Consider the following 19,134-nt stretch of genomic DNA (forward strand, 5'->3'; position numbering starts at 1 on the left):
CGCCCCGTGTGAGGTCGGTCCAACCCGCCCTGCCCCCACGGGGCTTGTCCTAGACTCGGCGCCATGCCGGGACTGCCCGTCTTCTGTCTCCGGCCCCGCGACCTGCGTCGCGGGGCCGTTTTGACGTTGGCCTTCATCGCCGCCGTCGCCACCGCGGCGGGCACCGGCTGCTGGGACCGCGCGGACGCCGTCGCCGCAGCGGGAGGCGGCTTAGCGGCCGCCGGTCCGCGGGACCCCGCGGCCGCCGACCCCGGGGCGCCCGCCGGGACCGCGAGCGCCACCGCCGACCGCGAGGCCGTCGCCCGCGCCGCGGCCGAGGCCGTGGCCGAGGGCAAGTCCGGCAAGAAGGCCGCCCAGGAGGTGGTCAGCCGCAGCGGCGACCGCTGGGGCATGGTCTACGACAAGGGCGAGTACGCCGCCTTCACCGACGACCTCGACGGCCGCTGGACCGGCGTCGGGCTCTGGATCGAGAGCCGTCCGGGCGACCGCGTCGCCGTCGAGAAGGTCCAGCCCGACAGCCCCGCCGCCCGCGCCGGCCTGCGCGCCGGGGACCGCCTCCTCAGCGTCGACGGCCACCCCGTCACCGGCCTGCGCGTCTGCGACGTGGTCGCCCTGCTGCGCGGCGGCGCCGGCACCCCGGTCGTCCTGCGCCTCACCCGGGACGGCGCCGACCTCACCGAGACCCTGCACCGCGAGCGGCTGCACACCGAGCCCGTGACCGTACGGGAGCTGCCCGGCCCGATCACCGTCATCAAGGTCGCCTCCTTCAGCCGCGGCTCCGGCGAGCAGGTCCGCGCCGCCGTCCGCGAGGCCCCGGCCGGCTCCGGCATCATGCTCGACCTGCGCGGCAACCCGGGCGGCCTGGTCACCGAGGCCGTGACGGCCGCCTCGGCCTTCCTGGACGGCGGGCTGGTGGCCACGTACGACGTACGGGGAGCCCAGCGCGCCCTGTACGCGAGCCCGGGCGGGGACACCGCCCGGCCCCTGGTGGCGCTGGTCGACGGCGGCACGATGAGCGCGGCGGAGCTGGTCACGGGCGCCCTCCAGGACCGCGGCCGCGCGGTGGCGGTGGGCACGAGGACCTTCGGCAAGGGCTCGGTGCAGATGCCGACGCCGCTGCCGGACGGCTCGGTGGCCGAGCTGACGGTGGGCACGTACCGCACCCCGGGGGGCCGCAGCCTCGACGGCAGCGGCATCACCCCGGACCTGGCGGCGGGCGACGGGGTCGAGGAACGGGCCCGCACGGTATTGGGTGGCCTCGGGGTGGGTCCGTAGTGCGAAAATGACCGCACTATGGCTAAGGAACAAGGGCGCAAGCTGATCGCCCAGAACAAGAAGGCGCGGCACGACTACACGATCATCGACACCTACGAGTGCGGTCTCGTGCTCACGGGCACCGAGGTCAAGTCCCTGCGCCAGGGCCGTGCCTCGCTGGTGGACGGCTTCGTGTCGGTGGAGAGCGGCGAGGCCTGGCTCTACAACGTGCACGTGCCGGAGTACAGCCAGGGCACCTGGACCAACCACAGCGCCCGTCGCAAGCGCAAGCTCCTCCTGCACCGCGAGGAGATCGACAAGCTGGACTCGAAGACCGGCGAGACGGGCAACACGATCGTGCCGCTCTCGCTGTACTTCAAGGACGGCCGGGCGAAGGTCGAGATCGCGCTGGCGAAGGGCAAGAAGGAGTACGACAAGCGCCAGGCCCTGCGGGAGAAGCAGGACACGCGCGAGACGAACCGGGTGATCTCGGCCGTGAAGCGCAAGGAGCGCGGCCAGCTGTAATCTCCTGGCATGCCGTGGTCCACTTCGCGTACCATGGCGTCAGCACCACCCCCCGGGGTGGAGCAGCTTGCGCAGTACCTAACTGAACAGCGTGAAACATGGGGATGATCGGTTTCGACAGCGGATGTCGATGCAGGGGAAGCGAGCCGAGGAAGCGGCAATGATCTCGCTAACCACATGTCGCAAAAAATAATCGCCAACTCCAAGAGCGATAACTCCCGCTTCACCCTCGCTGCCTAATAACAGTGAGCTGAAGCCTCTGTGAGGAGCGTCAGCCCGGAAGTGGTCCCGGTCCGGATCCTGGCGTCAATTAGGGATCTAAACCTCTAGCCCCGGTCACGGGGGTTGGAGGGAAACCAAACAGTGACTGAGCCCGTCGGAGACTTGTCCGTGTGATCTCCGGGGCCGAGAAAAGCGCAGCGGACTGCGCTCGGAGAAGCCCTGCTTCTGCACCGTTGGACGCGGGTTCGATTCCCGCCATCTCCACCACCCCATGTGGGCGAAGGCCCCGCGGCCGTCAGGCTGCGGGGCCTTCGTCATGCCCGAAGCGTCCGCCGTGTCAGTAGTGGAAGCGGGCCTTGAGCACCTTCACCTCCTTGTCGTCCGCCCGGTACACGAGGCGGTGTTCGTCGTCGATGCGGCGGGACCAGTAGCCGGACAATTCGCCCTTCAGGGGTTCGGGCTTGCCGATCCCGGTGAAGGGGTCGCGCTGGATCTCGCCGATCAGGCGGGTGATCCGGCGCGCCATTTTCATGTCGGACGCCAGCCAGAACAGGAAATCCTCCCAGGCGGCCGGGTCGAAGTGAACGCTCCTCACTCCTCCCCTCCGGCCAATCGCCTCAGCTCGTCCATGCTCTTGGCGACCGAGGCCGCGCCCTCGCGGTCGCGCGCGACGGCTTCCATCAGCCGTTGGGCGTTGGCCGGGGAGCGGAGCAGGTAGACGGTCTCCTGCCAGGAGTCGTAGTCGTCGGCTGACATCAGGACGGCGTCGCCGTTCTTGGAGGTGATGCGCACCGGGGCGTGGTCCGTGTTGACCCGCTCGATCAGCGGGAACAGGGTCGCCCTGGCTTCGCTGGCGCTGATGGACATGGTCCGCTCCTCCGGTAGTGGTACCGCTTTACCGTAAATGACTCGTACCGGAAAGTCGTACCGTCTGGCTGACGGCGAGTGCCAGGAGGGCCGCCGCGGCCGGGAGGGCGAACGGGGTGGTGGGGCCCAGGCGGTCGATCAGGTGGCCCGCCGTGGCCGCACCCAGGGCTATGCCCGTCAGGATCGCCGTCACCGCCAGGGTCATCGACTCGTTGAGGCGGCCCTCGGGGGCGAGCGCCTGGACGCGCGACATCGCCGTGACCATCGTCGGGGCCGTGGCCATGCCGGCCAGGAGGAGGGCGCCGGCCAGGAGGGGGAGGGAGCCCGTGGCGGCCGCCGCCCAGGGCAGGGTCAGGGCCGCCGCCAGGGCGGTCAGGCAGGTGCGCAGGGAGCGCGGGCGCAGCGCTCCGTAGAGCAGGCCGGCCGCGCAGGAGCCCGCGGCCTGGAGGGCCAGGACCAGGCCGGTGGCGGCGCCCAGACCCCGGGCGCCGAGGTACGCGATCGACGTCACCTCCATCGAGCCGAACAGCACGCCCAGGGGGGCGAAGAGGGCCAGGGCCGGCAGCAGCGTGCGCAGGGGGGAGCTGCCGGCGCGGGGCGCCGACGGCGGGGGCTCCGTGCGGCGCTGGGAGGTGAAGACGAGCATGCCGCTCAGGAGCAGGGCGGCCGCCGTGAGCGTGCCCGCCTCCGGGAAGGCGGCCGAGCAGAGGAACGCCGCCGCCACCGGGCCCAGCATGAAGCACAGCTCGTCGGCGGCCTGCTCGAACGACATCGCCGTGTGGTGCGCGGCGGGGGAGTCGCGCAGCAGGTGGGTCCAGCGGGCCCGGGACATGCCGCCGATGTTGGGGGTGGTCGCGGTGGCGGCGTACGAGGCGAACAGGGTCCAGGCGGGGGCGTGCGCGCGGACGCACAGGACGAGCCCCACCGATCCGAGCACCGCGAACAGGGTCGCGGGGACGGCGATCCGGGCCTGGCCGTACCGGTCGACCAGGCGGGCGGTCCACGGCGCGACCAGCGCCGTGGCGGCCATCCCGGTCGCGGTGACCGCGCCGGCGAGGGCGTACGAGCCGCGCTGGCCGGCGATCATCATGACCGCGCTGATGCCGAACATGCCCATCGGGAGCCGGGCCAGCAGGTTTCCCGCCGTGAAGGCGCGGGTCCCGGGGCGGGAGAAGAGGCGGGCGTACGGGCCCCGGGCGCGGGGCCGGCGAGGGCGCGGTGCGGGGGCTATCACGAGCGTCGAGCCCGTCACGGTCATCAACTGCGGCATGATCCAAGGCTCCGGCGCGGGGGCCCCGGGCGTCCAACACCCGTTCCGGCGCCATTGACCCGTTTCCGTTGTTAGTCTCCCCGGGTGATACCCCGTGACGTGGAACCGCGGCTGCTGCGCGGGTTCGTCGCCGTGGCCGAGGAACTGCACTTCACCCGCGCCGCCGCCCGCCTGTACGTCGCCCAGCAGGCGCTGAGCCGCGACGTGCGGCGGCTGGAGACCGCCCTGGGCGCGGCACTGTTCGTACGGACGACCCGGGCCGTCGAGCTGACCGGCGACGGGGAACGGCTGCTGCCCCTGGCCCGGCGGGTGCTGGCCGCGCACGAGGAGCTGGCCGCCGCCTTCGCCTCGGCCGGCCCCCGGCCGCTGCTCGTCGACCTGAACACCGACGGGCCGAGCACCGCCCGCACCGTCCTGGAGCGGGCCCGCGAACTCGCCCCGGACTGCGAGCTGATGGCCCGCTTCGAGAGCGGGCTGACGTACGCCGCGGCCGAGGTCGCCGCCGGACGCCTCGACGTGTCCTTCGGGTACGCCGACGGGCTGGCCCCGGCGCTGCGGGCCCGCCTCGCGCACCGGCCCGTACGGTACGAGCCGCTCGCGGTCCTGCTGCCCGAGGGGCACCCGCTGGCCGCGCGGGCCGAGGTACCGCTGGACGCGCTGGCCGGGGAGGCCGTGTACGCCGGGGCCGGCAACCCGCGGACCCTGGAGTGGACCGGGCTCGCCCGCGAGCTGCTGGCGGGCCGCGGGATCGCGCTCGCGCCGCCCGCGCCCGTGGCCGTGGGCAAGGAGGAGTTCCGCCGGGTCATGGCCAAGACCCGCAATCCGGTCCTGGTGACGGTGGACTTCGTCGACCTGCCCGGCAGCGTGAAGCGGCCGCTCGTCGCCCCGGTCCCGCTGTCCCCGCTGTCGATGGTCTGGCGCGAGGGATTCCGCCACCCCGGGCTCGACGCGCTCCACCGGGCCGCGACCGCCCTCGGCACCGAACACGGCTGGCTGGACGTGCCCCCGGCGAGCTGGCGCCCCACGGCGCTCACAGGCGGCACCGGCGGCGGGTGAGAGCAAGGTTTCCCCCCGGTCATCCGGCGGGGACCGGGGCCGAAACGCGCCGTTCCTACGGTCGTCACCACGGACGCGACAGCTGTGGAGGCGTGTGATGACCGGTACGACCGCACCGCGCGGGGCACGCAAGGGGGGCCGCTGGATCGAGCGGTGGGAACCCGAGGACGAGGCCTTCTGGAAGGAGTCCGGGGAGCGCGTCGCCCGCCGGAACCTGCTCTACTCCGTGCTCAGCGAGCACATCGGGTTCTCCATCTGGACCCTGTGGTCGGTGATGGTGCTCTTCATGGGCCCCGCGTACGGGATCGACCCGGCCGGGAAGTTCTTCCTCATCGCCACGGCCACCTTCGTGGGCGCCCTCGTCCGGGTCCCCTACACCTTCGCCGTCGCCCGCTTCGGCGGCCGCAACTGGACCGCCTTCAGCGCCCTGCTCCTGCTCGCGCCCACCGGGGCCGCGCTGGTCGTCATGGAGCCGGGGACCTCGTACGGGACCTTCCTGGCCGTGGCCGCGCTGACGGGCGTGGGCGGCGGGAACTTCGCCTCCTCCATGACCAACATCAACGCCTTCTTCCCGCTGCGCAAGAAGGGCTGGGCGCTCGGCCTGAACGCCGGCGGCGGCAACATCGGCGTGCCCGTGGTGCAGCTCCTCGCCCTGCTGGTCATCGGGACGGCCGGGGCCGGGCACCCGCGGCTGCTGCTCGGGCTCTACGTGCCGCTGATCGTCGCCGCGGCCGCGCTGGCCCTGCTGCGGATGGACAACCTGGCTCCCGTACGGGGCGACACCGGCGCCGTGCGCGAGGCGGTCCGCGACGCCCACACCTGGATCATGGCCTTCCTCTACACCGGCACCTTCGGGTCCTTCATCGGCTACGGCTTCGCCTTCGGGCTCGTCCTCCAGACGCAGTTCGGCCGCACCCCGCTCCAGGCCGCCTCGCTCACCTTCGTCGGGCCGCTGCTCGGCTCACTCGTCCGGCCCGTCGGCGGCGCCCTCGCGGACCGGTTCGGCGGCGCCCGGATCACCCTCGCGACCTTCGTGGCGATGGCGGCGGCCACCGGGCTCGTCGTCCACGCCTCGGGCGAGGAGTCCCTGCCCGTCTTCCTCGTCGGGTTCGTGGCGCTGTTCGTGCTCAGCGGGCTCGGCAACGGCTCCACGTACAAGATGGTCCCCGGCATCTTCCAGGCCAAGGCGCTGGCGCGGGGCATGGCCGGGGAGGCGGCCGCCGCGTACGGGCGGCGGCTGTCCGGCGCCGCCATGGGACTCATCGGCGCGGTCGGCGCGCTCGGCGGACTCGGCATCAACCTGGCCTTCCGGCAGGCGTTCTCGGCCTCCGGGTCCGGGACGGCGGCCTTCGTCACCTTCCTCGGCTTCTACGCGGCCTGCTCCGCGGTGACCTGGGCGGTATACCTTCGCCGGCCGGCGCCCGCGTCGCTCCCCGCGGCCGGGACCGATACGAAGCCGCAGCTCACGTCGGTGTAACGGCGGTTTACGGGCCCGAAATACGGCCGAACCGAGCCTGACACGGCGAGTTGACAGGCTCGTTCCCGCTTCCGCTCCCGCTCCCGCGACGCGTGTCGTGCGACGCGATCGCGATGCGATACCGACCCACTGGGCAAGGCAGGTCACCATGGACGACAGGCACACGGCCGCCGCACCCGCGACGCCGGGCCCCCTCGCGGGATTCACCGTGGGGGTCACCGCGGCCCGACGCGCGGACGAGCTGATCGCCCTGCTGCGCCGGCGCGGGGCCACGGTCGTGCACGCCCCGGCCCTGCGGATCGTGCCGCTGGCCGACGACAGCGAACTGCTCGCCGCCACCAAGGAACTGATCGGCTGCGCTCCCGACACCGTCGTCGCCACCACCGCGATCGGCTTCCGCGGGTGGATCGAGGCCGCCGACGGATGGGGGATCGGCGAGGAGCTGCTGACACGGCTGCGGGCCACCGAACTGCTGGCGCGCGGACCGAAGGTCAAGGGCGCCGTACGGGCCGCGGGGCTGGTCGAGACGTGGTCCCCGCAGTCGGAGTCCCTGGCCGAGGTCCTCGACCGGATGCTGGCCGGCGGGGTCGCCGGGCGGCGCATCGCGCTCCAGCTGCACGGGGAGCCGCTGCCCGGGTTCGTGGAGGCGCTGCGGGCCGGCGGGGCCGAGGTGGTCGTGGTCCCCGTGTACCGGTGGACGGCCCCGGAGGACCTCGCGCCGATGGACCGGTTGCTGGACGCGGTGGCGGCCGGCGTCGGGACGATCGACGCGGTCAGCTTCACCTCGGCCCCGGCGGCCGCGTCGCTGCTCGCGCGGGCCGAGGAGCGGGGGATGGGTGAGGCGGTGCTCGCGGGGCTGCGGGGGGACGTGTTGTCGGCGTGCGTGGGGCCGGTGACGGCGCTGCCGTTGCAGGCGCGCGGGGTGGACACCGTGCAGCCGGAGCGGTTCCGGCTGGGGCCGCTGGTACAGCTGCTGTGCCAGGAGCTGCCGGGGCGGGCGCGGGTGCTGCCGGTGGCGGGGCACCGGGTGGAGATCCGGGGGCACGCGGTGCTGGTGGACACGGAGCTGCGGCCGGTGCCGCCGGCGGGGATGGCCCTGCTGCGGGCGCTGGCCCGCCGGCCGGGCTGGGTCGTGGGGCGGGCGGAGCTGCTGCGGGCGCTGCCGGGCGCGGGGCGCGACGAGCACGCCGTGGAGACGGCGATGGCCCGGCTGCGGGGGGCGCTGGGAGCGGCGAACCTGATCCAGACGGTGGTCAAGAGGGGCTACCGGCTGGCCCTGGACGCCGGCGACTGCTCACCGGCGCACCGGTAGGCGCCTTGCCGATCGGAGCGGGCCCGGCCCGTCCCGGGGCTGGATGTGGCGGCCGGGGTTGGCTAGCGTGCCCTGGTGATCATTGACGGGGTGGAGATGCGGCGCATCGAGGTCGGGGACGCCGCCGGGCTCGCCGACGCGCTGGTACGGAACCGGGCCCACATGGCGCACGTCGAGCCGTGGCGGTCCGAGGTGTTCTACACGGAGGCGGGACAGGCCGCCCGCATCGAGGCGCTGCTCGCCGAATACGCCGCGGGGCGCCAGGCCTCGTACGTCCTCGTCGAGGCCGGCTCCGGCGCGCCCGTCGGGACGATCAACCTGGGCAGCATCGTCCTCGGGCCCCTGCGCAGCGGCGGCATCGGCTACTGGGTCGACCGGGCCTGGCACGGCCGCGGACTGGCCACCGCCGCCGTCGAGGAGGTGTGCCGGATCGCCCGCGACGAGATCGGGCTGCACCGCGTCGAGGCCGGGACCCTCGTCGACAACCTCGCCTCGCAGCGGGTCCTGGCCAAGGCCGGGTTCGAGCGGTACGGGCTCGCCCCGCGCTACCTGCACATCAACGGCGCCTGGCGCGACCACATCCTCTTCCAGCGCATCCTCCACGACGACGCACCCCTCTGAACCGGCCCGGCCGTCGTACGGGGGGTTCCGCATCGCAGCGGGGCGCGGCACTCTGAGAGGCACGCGCACCCGTGGGAGGGTCCCGGGCAAGAGGCGGTGACGGGCATGTGGTTCGAATCCGGGCGGGTGTCCCTGGACCTGGTGGCCACCTTCGCCGCCCCCGCGGGCGCCGAGCAGATCCGCGACGGCGACGAGCTGCGCCTGTGGCTCACCGGAGCCGGGCTCGTGCCCGACCGGACGCCGATCGCCCGGGTCGGCCCCGACTGGGTGGAGGCCTTCCGCGCGCTGCGCCGCGACGTGGGGAGCCTCGTACGGGCCGAGCTCGCCGGGGCCGGCCCCGACGGGGGCGCGCTCGCCCGGGTCAACGCGCTGGCCGCCGGTCCACCCCCGGGACTGTGTGCCGTACCGGACCAAGAAGGGCACCTCGTGCGGGAGTTGTGCGGCGGCGTCGAATGCGCCGCGCTGCTCGCCGCCGTGGCCCGCGACGCCGTCGAACTGCTCACCGACCCCGGCGAGCGGGACCTGCTGCGCTCCTGCGAGGGCGACGGCTGCACCCGGCTCTACCTGGACACTTCGCGCGGGCACCGGCGGCGCTGGTGCTCCAGCGAGCTGTGCGGCAACCGCGAGCGGGTCGCCCGGCACCGCCGCAGGGTCCTCGCGGCCCGCCCCGGGTAGCGATCGGGGGGCCGCCGCACGCCGGACGGGCAGTGATCTTCGCCCGGTCACCGGAACGGGCGTGCGGACAGGGCTCCGCTTCGCGTACGGTTGACGGTCGCCCATGCACGTCAGAAGGGGGCCTTGGTGGCCGCGCAGAATGCCGCTGTCGACAGCACGGCGGATTCCGTCCGCGATCGGGAGATCGCGGTCGAGCAGACGCACCTGGACCAGGTGTACCGCCGCCTCGAAGAGAAGATCGACGAGGCCGAGTTCCTGATGAACGACGCGGCCAAGCGCGGTCAGGTCGGCACGCCCGGCGCGCTCGCCGAGCGCGACGCACAGGTCTTCCGGGCGGGAATCCACCTGAACCGGCTGAACAACGAGTTCGAGGACTTCCTCTTCGGCCGGATCGACCTGGTCCTCGGCAAGGACGGGGAGCGCGGCCCCGACGGCGCGTACACCTCCGTCGAGCCCGCGGACGACGCGATCCGCGCGGACCTCACCGCCGACATCGCCGAGACGCTCCACATCGGGCGCATCGGCGTGCTCGACGCCGACTACGCGCCGCTGGTCATCGACTGGCGCGCACCGGCCGCCGCGCCGTTCTACCGGTCCACGCCCAAGGACCCGGGCCGCGTCATCCGGCGCCGCGTCATCCGCTCCAAGGGCCGCAAGGTGCTCGGCGTCGAGGACGACCTCATGCGCCCCGAGATCACCGCCTCCCTCGACGGCCGGGAGCTGCCCGCCATCGGCGACGGCGCCCTGATGGCCGCGCTCGGGCGGGCCCGTACGCACTCGATGCGGGACATCGTCTCCTCCATCCAGGCCGAGCAGGACATGGTGATCCGGGCCCCCGCCGCCTCGGTCGCCGAGGTCGCGGGCGGCCCGGGCACCGGCAAGACCGCCGTCGCCCTGCACCGCGCCGCCTACCTGCTCTACCAGGACCGGCGCCGCTACTCCGGCGGGATCCTGATCGTCTCGCCCACCCCGCTGCTCGTCGCGTACACCGAAGGCGTGCTGCCCTCCCTCGGCGAGGAGGGCCAGGTCGCCATCCGGGCGCTCGGCTCGCTGGTCGACGGCGCCGAGGCGACCACGTACGACGAACCGGCCGTGGCCCGCGTCAAGGGCTCCTCGCGCATGCGCAAGGTGCTCCACAAGGCCGTACGGGGCGCACTGGAGCTGGGTGACGCGCCCGAGCGGCTGCGGGTCGTGGCGTTCGGGCGGCGCCAGGAGCTGGAGGCCGGCGAGCTGAACCGGATCCGCCAGAACGTGCTCAGCGGCACCGCGCCCGTGAACCTGCTGCGGCCGCGCGCCCGCAAGCTGCTCCTCGACGCCCTGTACGCGAGGTCCGGCGGGGCCGGCCGGCACAGCGACCCGGAGCTTGCGGCCGAGCTGCGCTCCGCGTTCGACGAGGACATCTCCACCGAGGACGCGTTCATCGACTTCCTGAACGCCTGGTGGCCCGAGCTGACCCCGCGCGGGGTGCTCGCCGCGATGGCCGACGAGCGCCGCCTCGGCCGCTGGTCGCGCCGCGTCCTCAACCCGCGCGAGACCCGCCTGCTGGCGCGCTCGCTGCGCCGGGTGGGTCCGGACGGCAAGGGCCCGCTGTCGGTCCACGACGTGGCGCTGCTGGACGAGCTCCAGCTGCTGCTCGGCGCGCCGGCCCGGCCCAAGCGCAAGCGGCAGCTCGACCCGCTGGACCAGCTCAGCGGGCTGGAGGAGCTGATGCCGACCCGCGAGGAGACCCAGTGGGAGCGGGCGGAGCGGATCGCGGCGGAGCGCACCGAGTACGCGCACGTGATCGTCGACGAGGCGCAGGACCTGACGCCGATGCAGTGGCGGATGGTCGGCCGCCGGGGCCGGATGGGCACCTGGACGGTGGTCGGCGACCCGGCGCAGTCCTCGTGGACGGACCCGGAGGAGGCGGCCGCGGCGCGTGACGAGGCCCTGGGCTCCCGGCCGCGCCGCCGGTTCACCCTGACGGTGAACTACCGCAACCCGGCGGAGGTCGCGGAGGTCGCCTCCCGGGTGCTGCGGCTGGCGATGCCGGGCATGGAGCCGCCGACGGCGGTCCGCTCCACGGGTCTGGAGCCCCGCTTCACGGCCGCCGGCGCCGATCTGGGCGCGGCGGTCCGCGAGGAGACGCGCAGGCTGCTGGAGCAGGTCGACGGCACGGTCGGCGTGGTCGTGGCGATGGACCGGCGCGCGGAGGCCGCAGGCTGGCTGGCGGACCTGGGGGAGCGGGCGGTGGCGCTCGGCAGCCTGGAGGCCAAGGGTCTGGAGTACGACGCGACGGTGGTCGTCTCCCCTGCGGAGATCGCGCAGGAGTCCCCCGCGGGCCTGCGGGTCCTGTACGTGGCCCTGACGCGCGCGACGCAGCAGCTGACGGTGGTTGCCACCGGCCGTGACGAGCCCGGCGAGGACGGGGTGCCGGCACTGCTGGCGCCGTAGGGGCCGCCCGGCACGGATGGCCCGCGCCCACACGCGTGGTGAGACGAGGTCAACCCCCTGGAGGGGGATCGCTTCCGGCGATCCTTTGTTAGCCTGGGTACGGCACCGACTCGATCCAAGCCCCCGGGCCCAACCTTCGTCGCTTAGAGCGACCACTTGCCGCGAGGCGAGCATGGCGGGTCGGTGTCATAGACGTTCATACAGGTCCGCGCTCCCCGGATTCCGGGGGGCGCGGACCTTTTTGTGCGGGCCCCCGGCTTCCGAACGCCTGATCTATCTCGTATGGTGGAAGAGTCTTTCCGAAATTTGTAGCTGGTTACCTTGTACTGGCTGGTAGGTGGGACGATCGGACAACAGGTCCTGCCGCACCTGGCGTGCGCGGGGCCCTGTGTGCGTACAAAAAACCAGGGACAGAAGAGGAACACGGCCATGGCAACGGCGCCCAGCGTCTCGTACTCGATGACGGTCCGCCTGGAAGTGCCCGCGAGCGGAACCGCGGTCTCCCAGCTGACCACCGCCGTGGAGTCTTCCGGTGGGTCGGTCACCGGCCTCGACGTGACCGCATCCGGTCACGAGAAGCTCCGCATCGACGTCACCATCGCCGCGACCTCCACCGCGCACGCCGACGAGATCGTCGGCAAGCTGCGCGGCATCGAGGGCGTCAGTCTCGGCAAGGTCTCCGACCGAACCTTCCTGATGCACCTCGGCGGCAAGATCGAGATGGCGTCCAAGCACCCCATCCGCAACCGCGACGACCTCTCGATGATCTACACCCCGGGCGTGGCCCGCGTGTGCATGGCGATCGCCGAGAACCCCGAGGACGCCCGCCGCCTGACCATCAAGCGCAACACGGTCGCAGTCGTGACGGACGGCTCCGCCGTGCTCGGCCTCGGCAACATCGGACCGATGGCCGCCATGCCGGTCATGGAGGGCAAGGCGGCCCTCTTCAAGCGCTTCGCGGACATCGACGCGTGGCCGATCTGCCTGGACACCCAGGACCCCGACGAGATCGTCGCGGCCGTCAAGGCGATCGCCCCGGGCTTCGCCGGCATCAACCTGGAGGACATCTCCGCGCCGCGCTGCTTCGAGATCGAGGCCCGGCTGCGCGAGGCCCTCGACATCCCCGTCTTCCACGACGACCAGCACGGCACGGCCATCGTCGTCCTCGCCGCCCTCACCAACGCACTTCGCGTGGTGGGCAAGGCAGTTGGCGACGTCAAGGTCGTCATGTCCGGTGCCGGCGCCGCCGGTACGGCCATCCTCAAGCTGCTCCTCGCGGCCGGCGTGAAGAACGCCGTGAGCGCCGACATCCACGGCGTCGTGCACGCGGGCCGCACCGACCTGGTCGACGCGGCCGTCGATTCGCCGCTGCGCTGGATCGCCGACAACACCAACCCCGAGGGCTACACCGGCACTCTGAAGGAGGCCGTGGTCGGCGCCGACGTGTTCATCGGCGTCTCCGCCCCCAACGTGCTGTCCGGCGAGGACGTCGCCGCCATGGCCGAGGGGGCGATCGTGTTCGCGCTCGCGAACCCGGACCCCGAGGTGGACCCGGCCGTCGCCCGCCAGACCGCCGCCGTCGTGGCCACCGGCCGCTCCGACTTCCCGAACCAGATCAACAACGTGCTGGTCTTCCCGGGTGTCTTCCGCGGCCTGCTGGACGCCCAGTCCCGCACCGTGAACACGGACATGATGCTGGCCGCCGCGACCGCGCTGGCCGACGTCGTCGGCGAGGACGAGCTCAACGCCAACTACATCATCCCCTCGGTGTTCAACGACAAGGTGGCCGGCGCGGTCGCCGGGGCCGTCCGCAAGGCCGCCTCGGCGCTCTGACGCGCGGTCGGACGCAGCCGCCGGGGTCCCGGCCGTCTGTGACGGCCCTCACGGCTCGCCTCTCCCGGCGCGTCGCGAGATGCGGGCCCGGCGGGCCGCCTCTAGGGTTGCGGGGATGCCCGCGAGGTCCGCGGTCCGCATCCACCAAGTGCGGACGGAGCGTCACCGCGGCGTGACTGTGGCGCTTTTCGTGTGACCCTGGCGGGTGCCGGATTGGCTTTCCCGCCGCTGGTGGGGGCAGGATGCGTAACCGGGCGAGAGGGTCTGACGTTCAGACCCGGGTCCGGGGACTGTCCGAGGGCCCTGGCAGCATCGGCTTCGATCTCACGCCTCTAAGGCAAGTTGAACACGGGAGTACAACATGAACCGCAGTGAGCTGGTGGCCGCTCTGTCCGAGCGCGCCGAGGTGACCCGCAAGGACGCCGACGCCGTTCTGGCCGCGCTCGCCGAGACCGTCGGCGAGATTGTCGCCAAGGGCGACGAGAAGGTCACCATCCCCGGCTTCCTGACCTTCGAGCGCACCCACCGTGCCGCTCGCACCGCGCGCAACCCGCAGACCGGCGACCCCATCCAGATCCCGGCCGGCTTCAGCGTGAAGGTCTCCGCGGGCTCCAAGCTCAAGGAAGCCGCCAAGGGCAAGTAAGTCCCGCCCGTACCGGAGCCCGCAGGGGCGTTCGGAGCGGCGGAGCAGTACGCAGTACTGGCGAAGGGCGGCCATCCCCGGGCGGGGAGGCCGCCCTTCGGCCTGTCCGGGGCCCCGGGCGGCCCCGGCCGCCCCGGGCCGCCAAGAGGGCCGTACGGCCGCCCTGCGCCCGCGTACGGGTGACCTCGCGCCGCGTACGCCGTCCTGCGCGGCCGTACGGCCGCCCCGCGCCGCGTACGGGCCCTGCGCCGCCGCCCGGGCCCCGTGCCCGCGTACGGCCGGGAGGGCGCATGCGAAAGCCCCCCGGGCCCTTGCGGGGCCCGGGGGGCTTACGGCCGGCCGTAACGGCTCAGACGAGGTCGCCGCCCGGGAGCTCGACCTTCGCCCCGAGCTCCACGAGCTTCTCCATGAAGTTCTCGTAGCCGCGGTTGATGAGGTCGATGCCGTGGACGCGCGAGGTGCCCTCGGCCGCCAGCGCCGCGATCAGGTACGAGAACCCGCCGCGCAGGTCGGGGATGACCAGGTCGGCCCCCTGCAGCTTCGTCGGGCCGGAGACGACCGCCGAATGCAGGAAGTTGCGCTGCCCGAACCGGCAGGCGCTGCCGCCCAGGCACTCCCGGTACAGCTGGATGTGTGCACCCATCTGGTTGAGCGCGGAGGTGAATCCCAGACGGGACTCGTAGACCGTCTCGTGCACGATCGACAGGCCCGTGGCCTGGGTCAGGGCGACCACCAGCGGCTGCTGCCAGTCGGTCTGGAAACCGGGGTGGACGTCCGTCTCCAGCGCGATCGCGTTGAGCGGGCCGCCCGGGTGCCAGAAGCGGATGCCCTCGTCGTCGATCTCGAACGCGCCGCCGACACGGCGGTACGTGTTCAGGAACGTCATCATCGAGCGCTGCTGCGCCCCGCGGACGTAGATGTTGCCGCCGGTCGCCAGCGCCGCGGAAGCCCAGGAGGCGGCTTCCAGGCGGTCCGGGAGCGCCTTGTGGTTGTAGCCGCCGAGGCGGTCGACACCGGTGATCCGGATGGTCCGGTCGGTGTCCATGGAGATGATGGCGCCCATCTTCTGCAGTACGCAGATGAGGTCCTCGATCTCCGGTTCCACCGCGGCGTTGCTGAGCTCGGTGACGCCCTCGGCCAGGACGGCCGTCAGCAGCACCTGTTCGGTCGAGCCGACCGAGGGGTACGGCAGGCGGATCTTGCAGCCGCGGAGGCGCTGCGGGGCCTCCAGGTACTGGCCGCCCTCACGCTTCTCGATGGTCGCGCCGAACTGGCGGAGCACGTCGAAGTGGAAGTCGATCGGCCGGCCGCCGATGTCGCAGCCGCCCAGGCCCGGGATGAAGGCGTGGCCGAGGCGGTGCAGCAGCGGGCCGCAGAACAGGATCGGGATGCGCGACGAACCCGCGTGCGCGTCGATGTCCGCGACGTTCGCGCTCTCGACGTGCGTCGGGTCGAGGACGAGCTCGCCCGGCTCCTCGCCGGGGCGCACGGTCACCCCGTGCAGCTGGAGCAGCCCGCGCACGACCCGGACGTCGCGGATGTCGGGAACGTTGCGCAGCCGGCTGGGTTCGCTGCCGAGCAGAGCGGCGACCATGGCCTTGGGCACGAGGTTCTTCGCACCGCGGACACGGATCTCGCCCTCGAGCGGGGTACCGCCATGGACAAGTAGTACGTCGTCTCTGTCTGTGCCGGTCATGAATCTCGCGTTCCGGAGAGGGGCTCCCCCGGCGAGGCCAGAGGAGGGTGGGCAGGGGGCCAGGGAAAAGGGTAAGGGGCAGCACCCCCTTGTTCGTAAGGCCGACGCGGCCGTATGACTGTCATGAATCAGCCACAACACCCACAGTGCCCACCTCATGGCGGAGTGTCGCATTCCGGCCGCGTCGGCGACGCGCGCTCCTCCCTGCCGCCGTGCGCCCTGAACTGCGAGCGATCCGATGCGTCCGCCCGCTCCCCCCGGAGGGCGAATGTGCGAGATCATGTCGGCATGACCGAGGTGTCCTCCCTCACAGGGCGGCTGCTCGTGGCCACCCCCACCCTCGCGGACCCGAACTTCGACCGCGCGGTGGTGCTCCTGCTCGACCACGACGAGCAGGGCTCGCTCGGCGTGGTCCTCAACCGGCCCACCCCGGTGGGGGTCGGCGACGTCCTGCTCCCCTGGGCGACCCTGGCCGGCGATCCCGGGGTCGTCTTCCAGGGCGGCCCGGTCGGCCTGGACTCGGCGCTCGGCGTGGCCGTCATCCCCGGCGAGGAGGGGCCGCTCGGGTGGCGCCGGGTGTACGGGGCGATCGGGCTGGTCGACCTGGAGGCCCCGCCGGAGCTCCTGGCCGCGGCCCTCGGCTCGCTGCGGATCTTCGCCGGGTACTCCGGCTGGGGCCCGGGCCAGCTGGAGGCGGAGCTGGGCGAGGGCGCCTGGTACGTCGTGGAATCGGAGCCGGGCGACGTGTCGTACCCGGATCCGGAAAGGCTGTGGCGGGCGGTGCTGCGCCGCCAGCGCAACGAGCTCGCGATGGTCGCGACGTATCCCGACGACCCGTCGCTCAACTGACCCGCGCATGGGTCGGTACCCTGGCTTTTATGAGCACTCTTGAGCCCGAGCGCGGGACTGGTACGGGGACCCTCGTAGAGCCGACGCCGCAGGTGTCCCACGGCGACGGCGACCACGAGCGCTTCGCCCACTACGTCCAGAAGGACAAGATCATGGAGAGCGCGCTCGGCGGGACCCCCGTCGTCGCGCTGTGCGGCAAGGTGTGGGTGCCGGGCCGTGACCCGAAGAAGTACCCGGTCTGCCCCATGTGCAAGGAGATCTACGAGTCCATGGGCCCCGGCGGGGACAAGGACAAGGGCGGCAAGGGCGACAAGTAGTCCGCACCTGGTCCGCAGGGTCCCGCCCCCGGGGCGCCGACCCGGCCGCCGTGTCCCGGCAGGCCGAAGGCCCCCGGACGCGTTCGCACGCGTCCGGGGGCCTTTGCCGTGCGCGGAGAGCGGACTAGGGTCGGCCGCACGCGGGCGCCCGGCGCCCTGTGGAACGCCTGTTGCGCACTGCGCAACGGCAGACGGTGGAGGGGTCGAGGCCATGCCCGAGTTGATTCCGCAGCCCCGGTACGCGCGGTTCGCGCCCGACGGCGGCGCGTGCGTACTGGACGATCCGCTCCTCGACGCCGGCCCCGGCACCGAGGGCACCGCCCGCTGGCTGCGCCGCGAGCTCGGCGCGGCCACCGGCTGGGACCTGCCCGCGCCGGAGGCGGGACACGCGGACGGCGGGCGCGTGGTCATCCGGCTGGCGCTGCGCCCCGAGCTCGCGCGCGGCGCCGGGGCGGAGTCGTACGAGCTGCGCGTCACGCGGGAGCGGGTGCTGCTCGAAGGCGCCGACCCGGCGGGCCTCTTCTATGCCGCGCAGACACTGCGTCAGCTGCTCGGGCCCGAGGCCCACCGGCGCGCCCCCGCGACGCCGGACCGCCGCCGGCGGCTGCCGGTGGGAGAGGTCCGGGACGCACCCCGCTTCGGATGGCGCGGGCTGATGCTCGACGTGGCCCGGCACTTCATGCCGAAGGACGGCGTGCTGCGGTACATCGACCTGCTCGCCGCGCACAAGCTCAACGTGCTGCACCTGCACCTGACGGACGACCAGGGCTGGCGCATCGAGATCAAGCGCCACCCGCGGCTCACCGAGGTCGGCGCCTGGCGGCCGCGCAGCCGCTGGGGGCACCGGGCCTCGCCGCTGTGGAACGAGACCCCGCACGGCGGCTTCTACACGCAGGAGGACGTCCGCGAGATCGTCGCGTACGCCGCCGAGCGGCACGTACGGGTGGTCCCGGAGATCGACGTACCGGGGCATTCGCAGGCCGCCATCGCCGCGTACCCGGAACTCGGCAACACGGACGTCGTGGACACCGCCGCGCTTCAGGTGTGGGACGACTGGGGGATCAACGAGAACGTGCTCGCGCCGACCGAGGCCGTACTGCGCTTCTACGAGGGCGTCTTCGAGGAGCTCCTGGAACTGTTCCCGGCGGAGGTCTCGCCGTTCGTCCACGTGGGCGGAGACGAGTGCCCCAAGGAGCAGTGGCGTGCGTCGGCACTCGCGCAGGAGCGGATCCGGGAGTTGGGGGTGGACGGGGAGGACGGGCTGCAGTCCTGGTTCATCCGGCACTTCGACGGCTGGCTCGCGGAGCGCGGGCGGCGGCTGATCGGGTGGGACGAGATCCTGGAGGGCGGGCTCGCGCCGGGGGCCGCGGTCTCCTCCTGGCGCGGGTACGCGGGCGGGATCGCCGCCGCGGAGGCGGGGCACGACGTGGTGATGTGCCCCGAGCAGCACGTGTACCTGGACCACCGTCAGGCGGGCGGCCCGGACGAGCCGATGCCGATCGGGTACGTGCGCACGCTGGAGGACGTGTACCGCTTCGAGCCGGTGCCGCCGAAGCTGTCGCCGGAGGCCGCCTCCCGCGTCCTGGGCGCGCAGGCCAACGTGTGGACCGAGGTGATGGAGAACCAGAGCCGGGTCGACTACCAGGTGTTCCCCCGCCTGGCGGCCTTCGCGGAGGTGGTGTGGTCGCGGCTGCCGGAGCCGGGCGAGCGGGACTACGCGGACTTCGAGGCCAGAATGGGCGCGCACTACCGGCGGCTCGACGTGCTCGGCGTCGACTACCGGCGGCCGGGCGGGCCCTTGCCGTGGCAGCGGCGGCCGGGGGTGCTCGGCCGTCCGATGGAGGGGGAGCCCCCGAACGTGTGATGAGGGAGGGCGGCGGGGCGCCAGGTGGTGGGCCGCGGTTGGCCGGAACCGGTCCGCGCGCCGCCGCGCCCCCGCTCCGCGGGCGCGACGGCTTCGCGGACCGTTCGGGACCGTTCGGAACGCTTCGGACTTCCGTGGAACTCCCGAGGCTTCCGGGACGTCCTTCGTTCTTGGGGGGAGTCGGGAACTCTTGCTCGATTCCGGGGTATTCGGCGGATCT

Annotated in this window: 17 protein-coding genes and 1 other RNA gene; 14 read left to right on the forward strand and 4 right to left on the reverse strand. The window is 73.1% G+C overall.

Annotated elements, in window-relative coordinates; translation table 11 throughout:
* Positions 1–63: 63 nt before the first annotated feature.
* The 3 genes from ACS04_RS10005 (at position 64) to ssrA (ending at position 2,268) form a co-directional block, all read left to right on the forward strand.
* Entirely contained in the window at positions 64–1,275 is a 1,212-nt protein-coding gene (locus tag ACS04_RS10005; protein ID WP_048476196.1) for a S41 family peptidase, read from the forward strand.
* Between the two features lie 18 nt (positions 1,276–1,293).
* Entirely contained in the window at positions 1,294–1,779 is a 486-nt protein-coding gene (gene smpB / locus ACS04_RS10010; RefSeq protein ID WP_048476197.1) for an SsrA-binding protein SmpB, read from the forward strand.
* Positions 1,780–1,879: 100 nt separating this feature from the next.
* Positions 1,880–2,268: a transfer-messenger RNA gene (ssrA, locus tag ACS04_RS35765) on the forward strand.
* Positions 2,269–2,338: 70 nt separating this feature from the next.
* Here ssrA and ACS04_RS10015 read toward each other — a convergent pair.
* From ACS04_RS10015 to ACS04_RS10025, 3 genes are read right to left on the reverse strand one after another with little or no spacing between them, the layout of a single operon-like run.
* Positions 2,339–2,596, reverse strand: a complete 258-nt coding sequence (locus tag ACS04_RS10015) for a Txe/YoeB family addiction module toxin (RefSeq protein WP_048476198.1) — start codon at positions 2,594–2,596, stop codon at positions 2,339–2,341.
* Complete coding sequence (locus tag ACS04_RS10020) at positions 2,593–2,868, reverse strand: type II toxin-antitoxin system Phd/YefM family antitoxin (RefSeq protein WP_048476199.1); 276 nt, start codon at positions 2,866–2,868, stop codon at positions 2,593–2,595. Before ACS04_RS10020 ends, ACS04_RS10015 begins: the two co-directional genes overlap by 4 nt.
* A 28-nt stretch (positions 2,869–2,896) precedes the next feature.
* Positions 2,897–4,138: an MFS transporter gene (locus ACS04_RS10025; protein ID WP_245236342.1), complete on the reverse strand. Its 1,242-nt coding sequence runs from the start codon at positions 4,136–4,138 to the stop codon at positions 2,897–2,899.
* A gap of 84 nt (positions 4,139–4,222) precedes the next feature.
* Here ACS04_RS10025 and ACS04_RS10030 point away from each other — a divergent pair, with 84 nt between their 5' ends.
* The 8 genes from ACS04_RS10030 to ACS04_RS10065 all read left to right on the forward strand — a co-directional run bounded on the left by ACS04_RS10030 (position 4,223) and on the right by ACS04_RS10065 (position 14,188).
* Positions 4,223–5,194, forward strand: coding sequence for a LysR family transcriptional regulator (locus ACS04_RS10030; protein WP_048476200.1), 972 nt, complete (start codon positions 4,223–4,225; stop codon positions 5,192–5,194).
* Positions 5,195–5,291: 97 nt separating this feature from the next.
* Positions 5,292–6,671 carry a nitrate/nitrite transporter gene (locus ACS04_RS10035; RefSeq protein WP_048476201.1) on the forward strand — a complete coding sequence of 460 codons (1,380 nt, stop codon included), beginning with the start codon at positions 5,292–5,294 and terminating at the stop codon, positions 6,669–6,671.
* Between the two features lie 148 nt (positions 6,672–6,819).
* Positions 6,820–7,983 carry a uroporphyrinogen-III synthase gene (locus ACS04_RS10040; protein WP_048476202.1) on the forward strand — a complete coding sequence of 388 codons (1,164 nt, stop codon included), beginning with the start codon at positions 6,820–6,822 and terminating at the stop codon, positions 7,981–7,983.
* Between the two features lie 96 nt (positions 7,984–8,079).
* A complete protein-coding gene (locus tag ACS04_RS10045; protein WP_048476226.1) occupies positions 8,080–8,604 on the forward strand; it encodes a GNAT family N-acetyltransferase in 525 nt (174 codons plus the stop codon).
* 105 nt (positions 8,605–8,709) lie between these two features.
* Complete coding sequence (locus ACS04_RS10050; protein ID WP_048476203.1) at positions 8,710–9,279, forward strand: CGNR zinc finger domain-containing protein; 570 nt, start codon at positions 8,710–8,712, stop codon at positions 9,277–9,279.
* A 126-nt stretch (positions 9,280–9,405) separates the two neighbouring features.
* On the forward strand, positions 9,406–11,712 hold the full coding sequence (locus ACS04_RS10055) for a HelD family protein (RefSeq protein ID WP_048476227.1): 2,307 nt from the start codon (positions 9,406–9,408) through the stop codon (positions 11,710–11,712).
* A gap of 429 nt (positions 11,713–12,141) precedes the next feature.
* Positions 12,142–13,545 (forward strand): NAD-dependent malic enzyme, encoded by a 1,404-nt coding sequence (locus tag ACS04_RS10060; RefSeq protein ID WP_048476204.1) that lies wholly within the window; start codon positions 12,142–12,144, stop codon positions 13,543–13,545.
* Positions 13,546–13,906: 361 nt separating this feature from the next.
* The gene (locus ACS04_RS10065) at positions 13,907–14,188 is read left to right on the forward strand and encodes an HU family DNA-binding protein (RefSeq protein ID WP_030161324.1); all 282 of its coding nucleotides are present in this window, start codon (positions 13,907–13,909) and stop codon (positions 14,186–14,188) included.
* 349 nt (positions 14,189–14,537) lie between these two features.
* Here ACS04_RS10065 and murA read toward each other — a convergent pair whose 3' ends face one another.
* Entirely contained in the window at positions 14,538–15,884 is a 1,347-nt protein-coding gene (murA, locus tag ACS04_RS10070; RefSeq protein WP_048476205.1) for a UDP-N-acetylglucosamine 1-carboxyvinyltransferase, read from the reverse strand.
* Positions 15,885–16,172: 288 nt separating this feature from the next.
* On the opposite strand from murA, the gene ACS04_RS10075 reads away from it, so the two are divergent.
* The 3 genes from ACS04_RS10075 to ACS04_RS10085 all read left to right on the forward strand — a co-directional run bounded on the left by ACS04_RS10075 (position 16,173) and on the right by ACS04_RS10085 (position 18,914).
* Positions 16,173–16,733, forward strand: coding sequence for a YqgE/AlgH family protein (locus ACS04_RS10075; RefSeq protein WP_048476206.1), 561 nt, complete (start codon positions 16,173–16,175; stop codon positions 16,731–16,733).
* Between the two features lie 29 nt (positions 16,734–16,762).
* Positions 16,763–17,050, forward strand: coding sequence for a DUF3039 domain-containing protein (locus ACS04_RS10080; RefSeq protein WP_078860729.1), 288 nt, complete (start codon positions 16,763–16,765; stop codon positions 17,048–17,050).
* A 211-nt stretch (positions 17,051–17,261) separates the two neighbouring features.
* A complete protein-coding gene (locus ACS04_RS10085; protein WP_048476207.1) occupies positions 17,262–18,914 on the forward strand; it encodes a beta-N-acetylhexosaminidase in 1,653 nt (550 codons plus the stop codon).
* Positions 18,915–19,134 lie beyond the last annotated feature (220 nt).

Source organism: Streptomyces roseus, assembly GCF_001044425.1.
GTDB lineage: Bacteria > Actinomycetota > Actinomycetes > Streptomycetales > Streptomycetaceae > Streptomyces > Streptomyces roseus.

Excerpts from the sequence above, each read along its gene's own strand:
- ACS04_RS10005 (WP_048476196.1), top strand. The coding sequence starts at position 64 with ATGCCGGGACTGCCCGTCTTCTGTCTCCGGCCCCGCGACCTGCGTCGC.
- smpB (WP_048476197.1), top strand. The coding sequence starts at position 1,294 with ATGGCTAAGGAACAAGGGCGCAAGCTGATCGCCCAGAACAAGAAGGCG.
- ACS04_RS10020 (WP_048476199.1), bottom strand. The coding sequence starts at position 2,868 with ATGTCCATCAGCGCCAGCGAAGCCAGGGCGACCCTGTTCCCGCTGATC.
- ACS04_RS10085 (WP_048476207.1), top strand. The coding sequence starts at position 17,262 with ATGCCCGAGTTGATTCCGCAGCCCCGGTACGCGCGGTTCGCGCCCGAC.
- ACS04_RS10080 (WP_078860729.1), top strand. The coding sequence starts at position 16,763 with ATGAGCACTCTTGAGCCCGAGCGCGGGACTGGTACGGGGACCCTCGTA.
- ACS04_RS10035 (WP_048476201.1), top strand. The coding sequence starts at position 5,292 with ATGACCGGTACGACCGCACCGCGCGGGGCACGCAAGGGGGGCCGCTGG.
- ACS04_RS10045 (WP_048476226.1), top strand. The coding sequence starts at position 8,080 with ATGCGGCGCATCGAGGTCGGGGACGCCGCCGGGCTCGCCGACGCGCTG.
- ACS04_RS10040 (WP_048476202.1), top strand. The coding sequence starts at position 6,820 with ATGGACGACAGGCACACGGCCGCCGCACCCGCGACGCCGGGCCCCCTC.
- ACS04_RS10060 (WP_048476204.1), top strand. The coding sequence starts at position 12,142 with ATGGCAACGGCGCCCAGCGTCTCGTACTCGATGACGGTCCGCCTGGAA.
- ACS04_RS10025 (WP_245236342.1), bottom strand. The coding sequence starts at position 4,138 with ATGCCGCAGTTGATGACCGTGACGGGCTCGACGCTCGTGATAGCCCCC.
- ACS04_RS10065 (WP_030161324.1), top strand. The coding sequence starts at position 13,907 with ATGAACCGCAGTGAGCTGGTGGCCGCTCTGTCCGAGCGCGCCGAGGTG.
- murA (WP_048476205.1), bottom strand. The coding sequence starts at position 15,884 with ATGACCGGCACAGACAGAGACGACGTACTACTTGTCCATGGCGGTACC.
- ACS04_RS10075 (WP_048476206.1), top strand. The coding sequence starts at position 16,173 with ATGACCGAGGTGTCCTCCCTCACAGGGCGGCTGCTCGTGGCCACCCCC.
- ACS04_RS10050 (WP_048476203.1), top strand. The coding sequence starts at position 8,710 with ATGTGGTTCGAATCCGGGCGGGTGTCCCTGGACCTGGTGGCCACCTTC.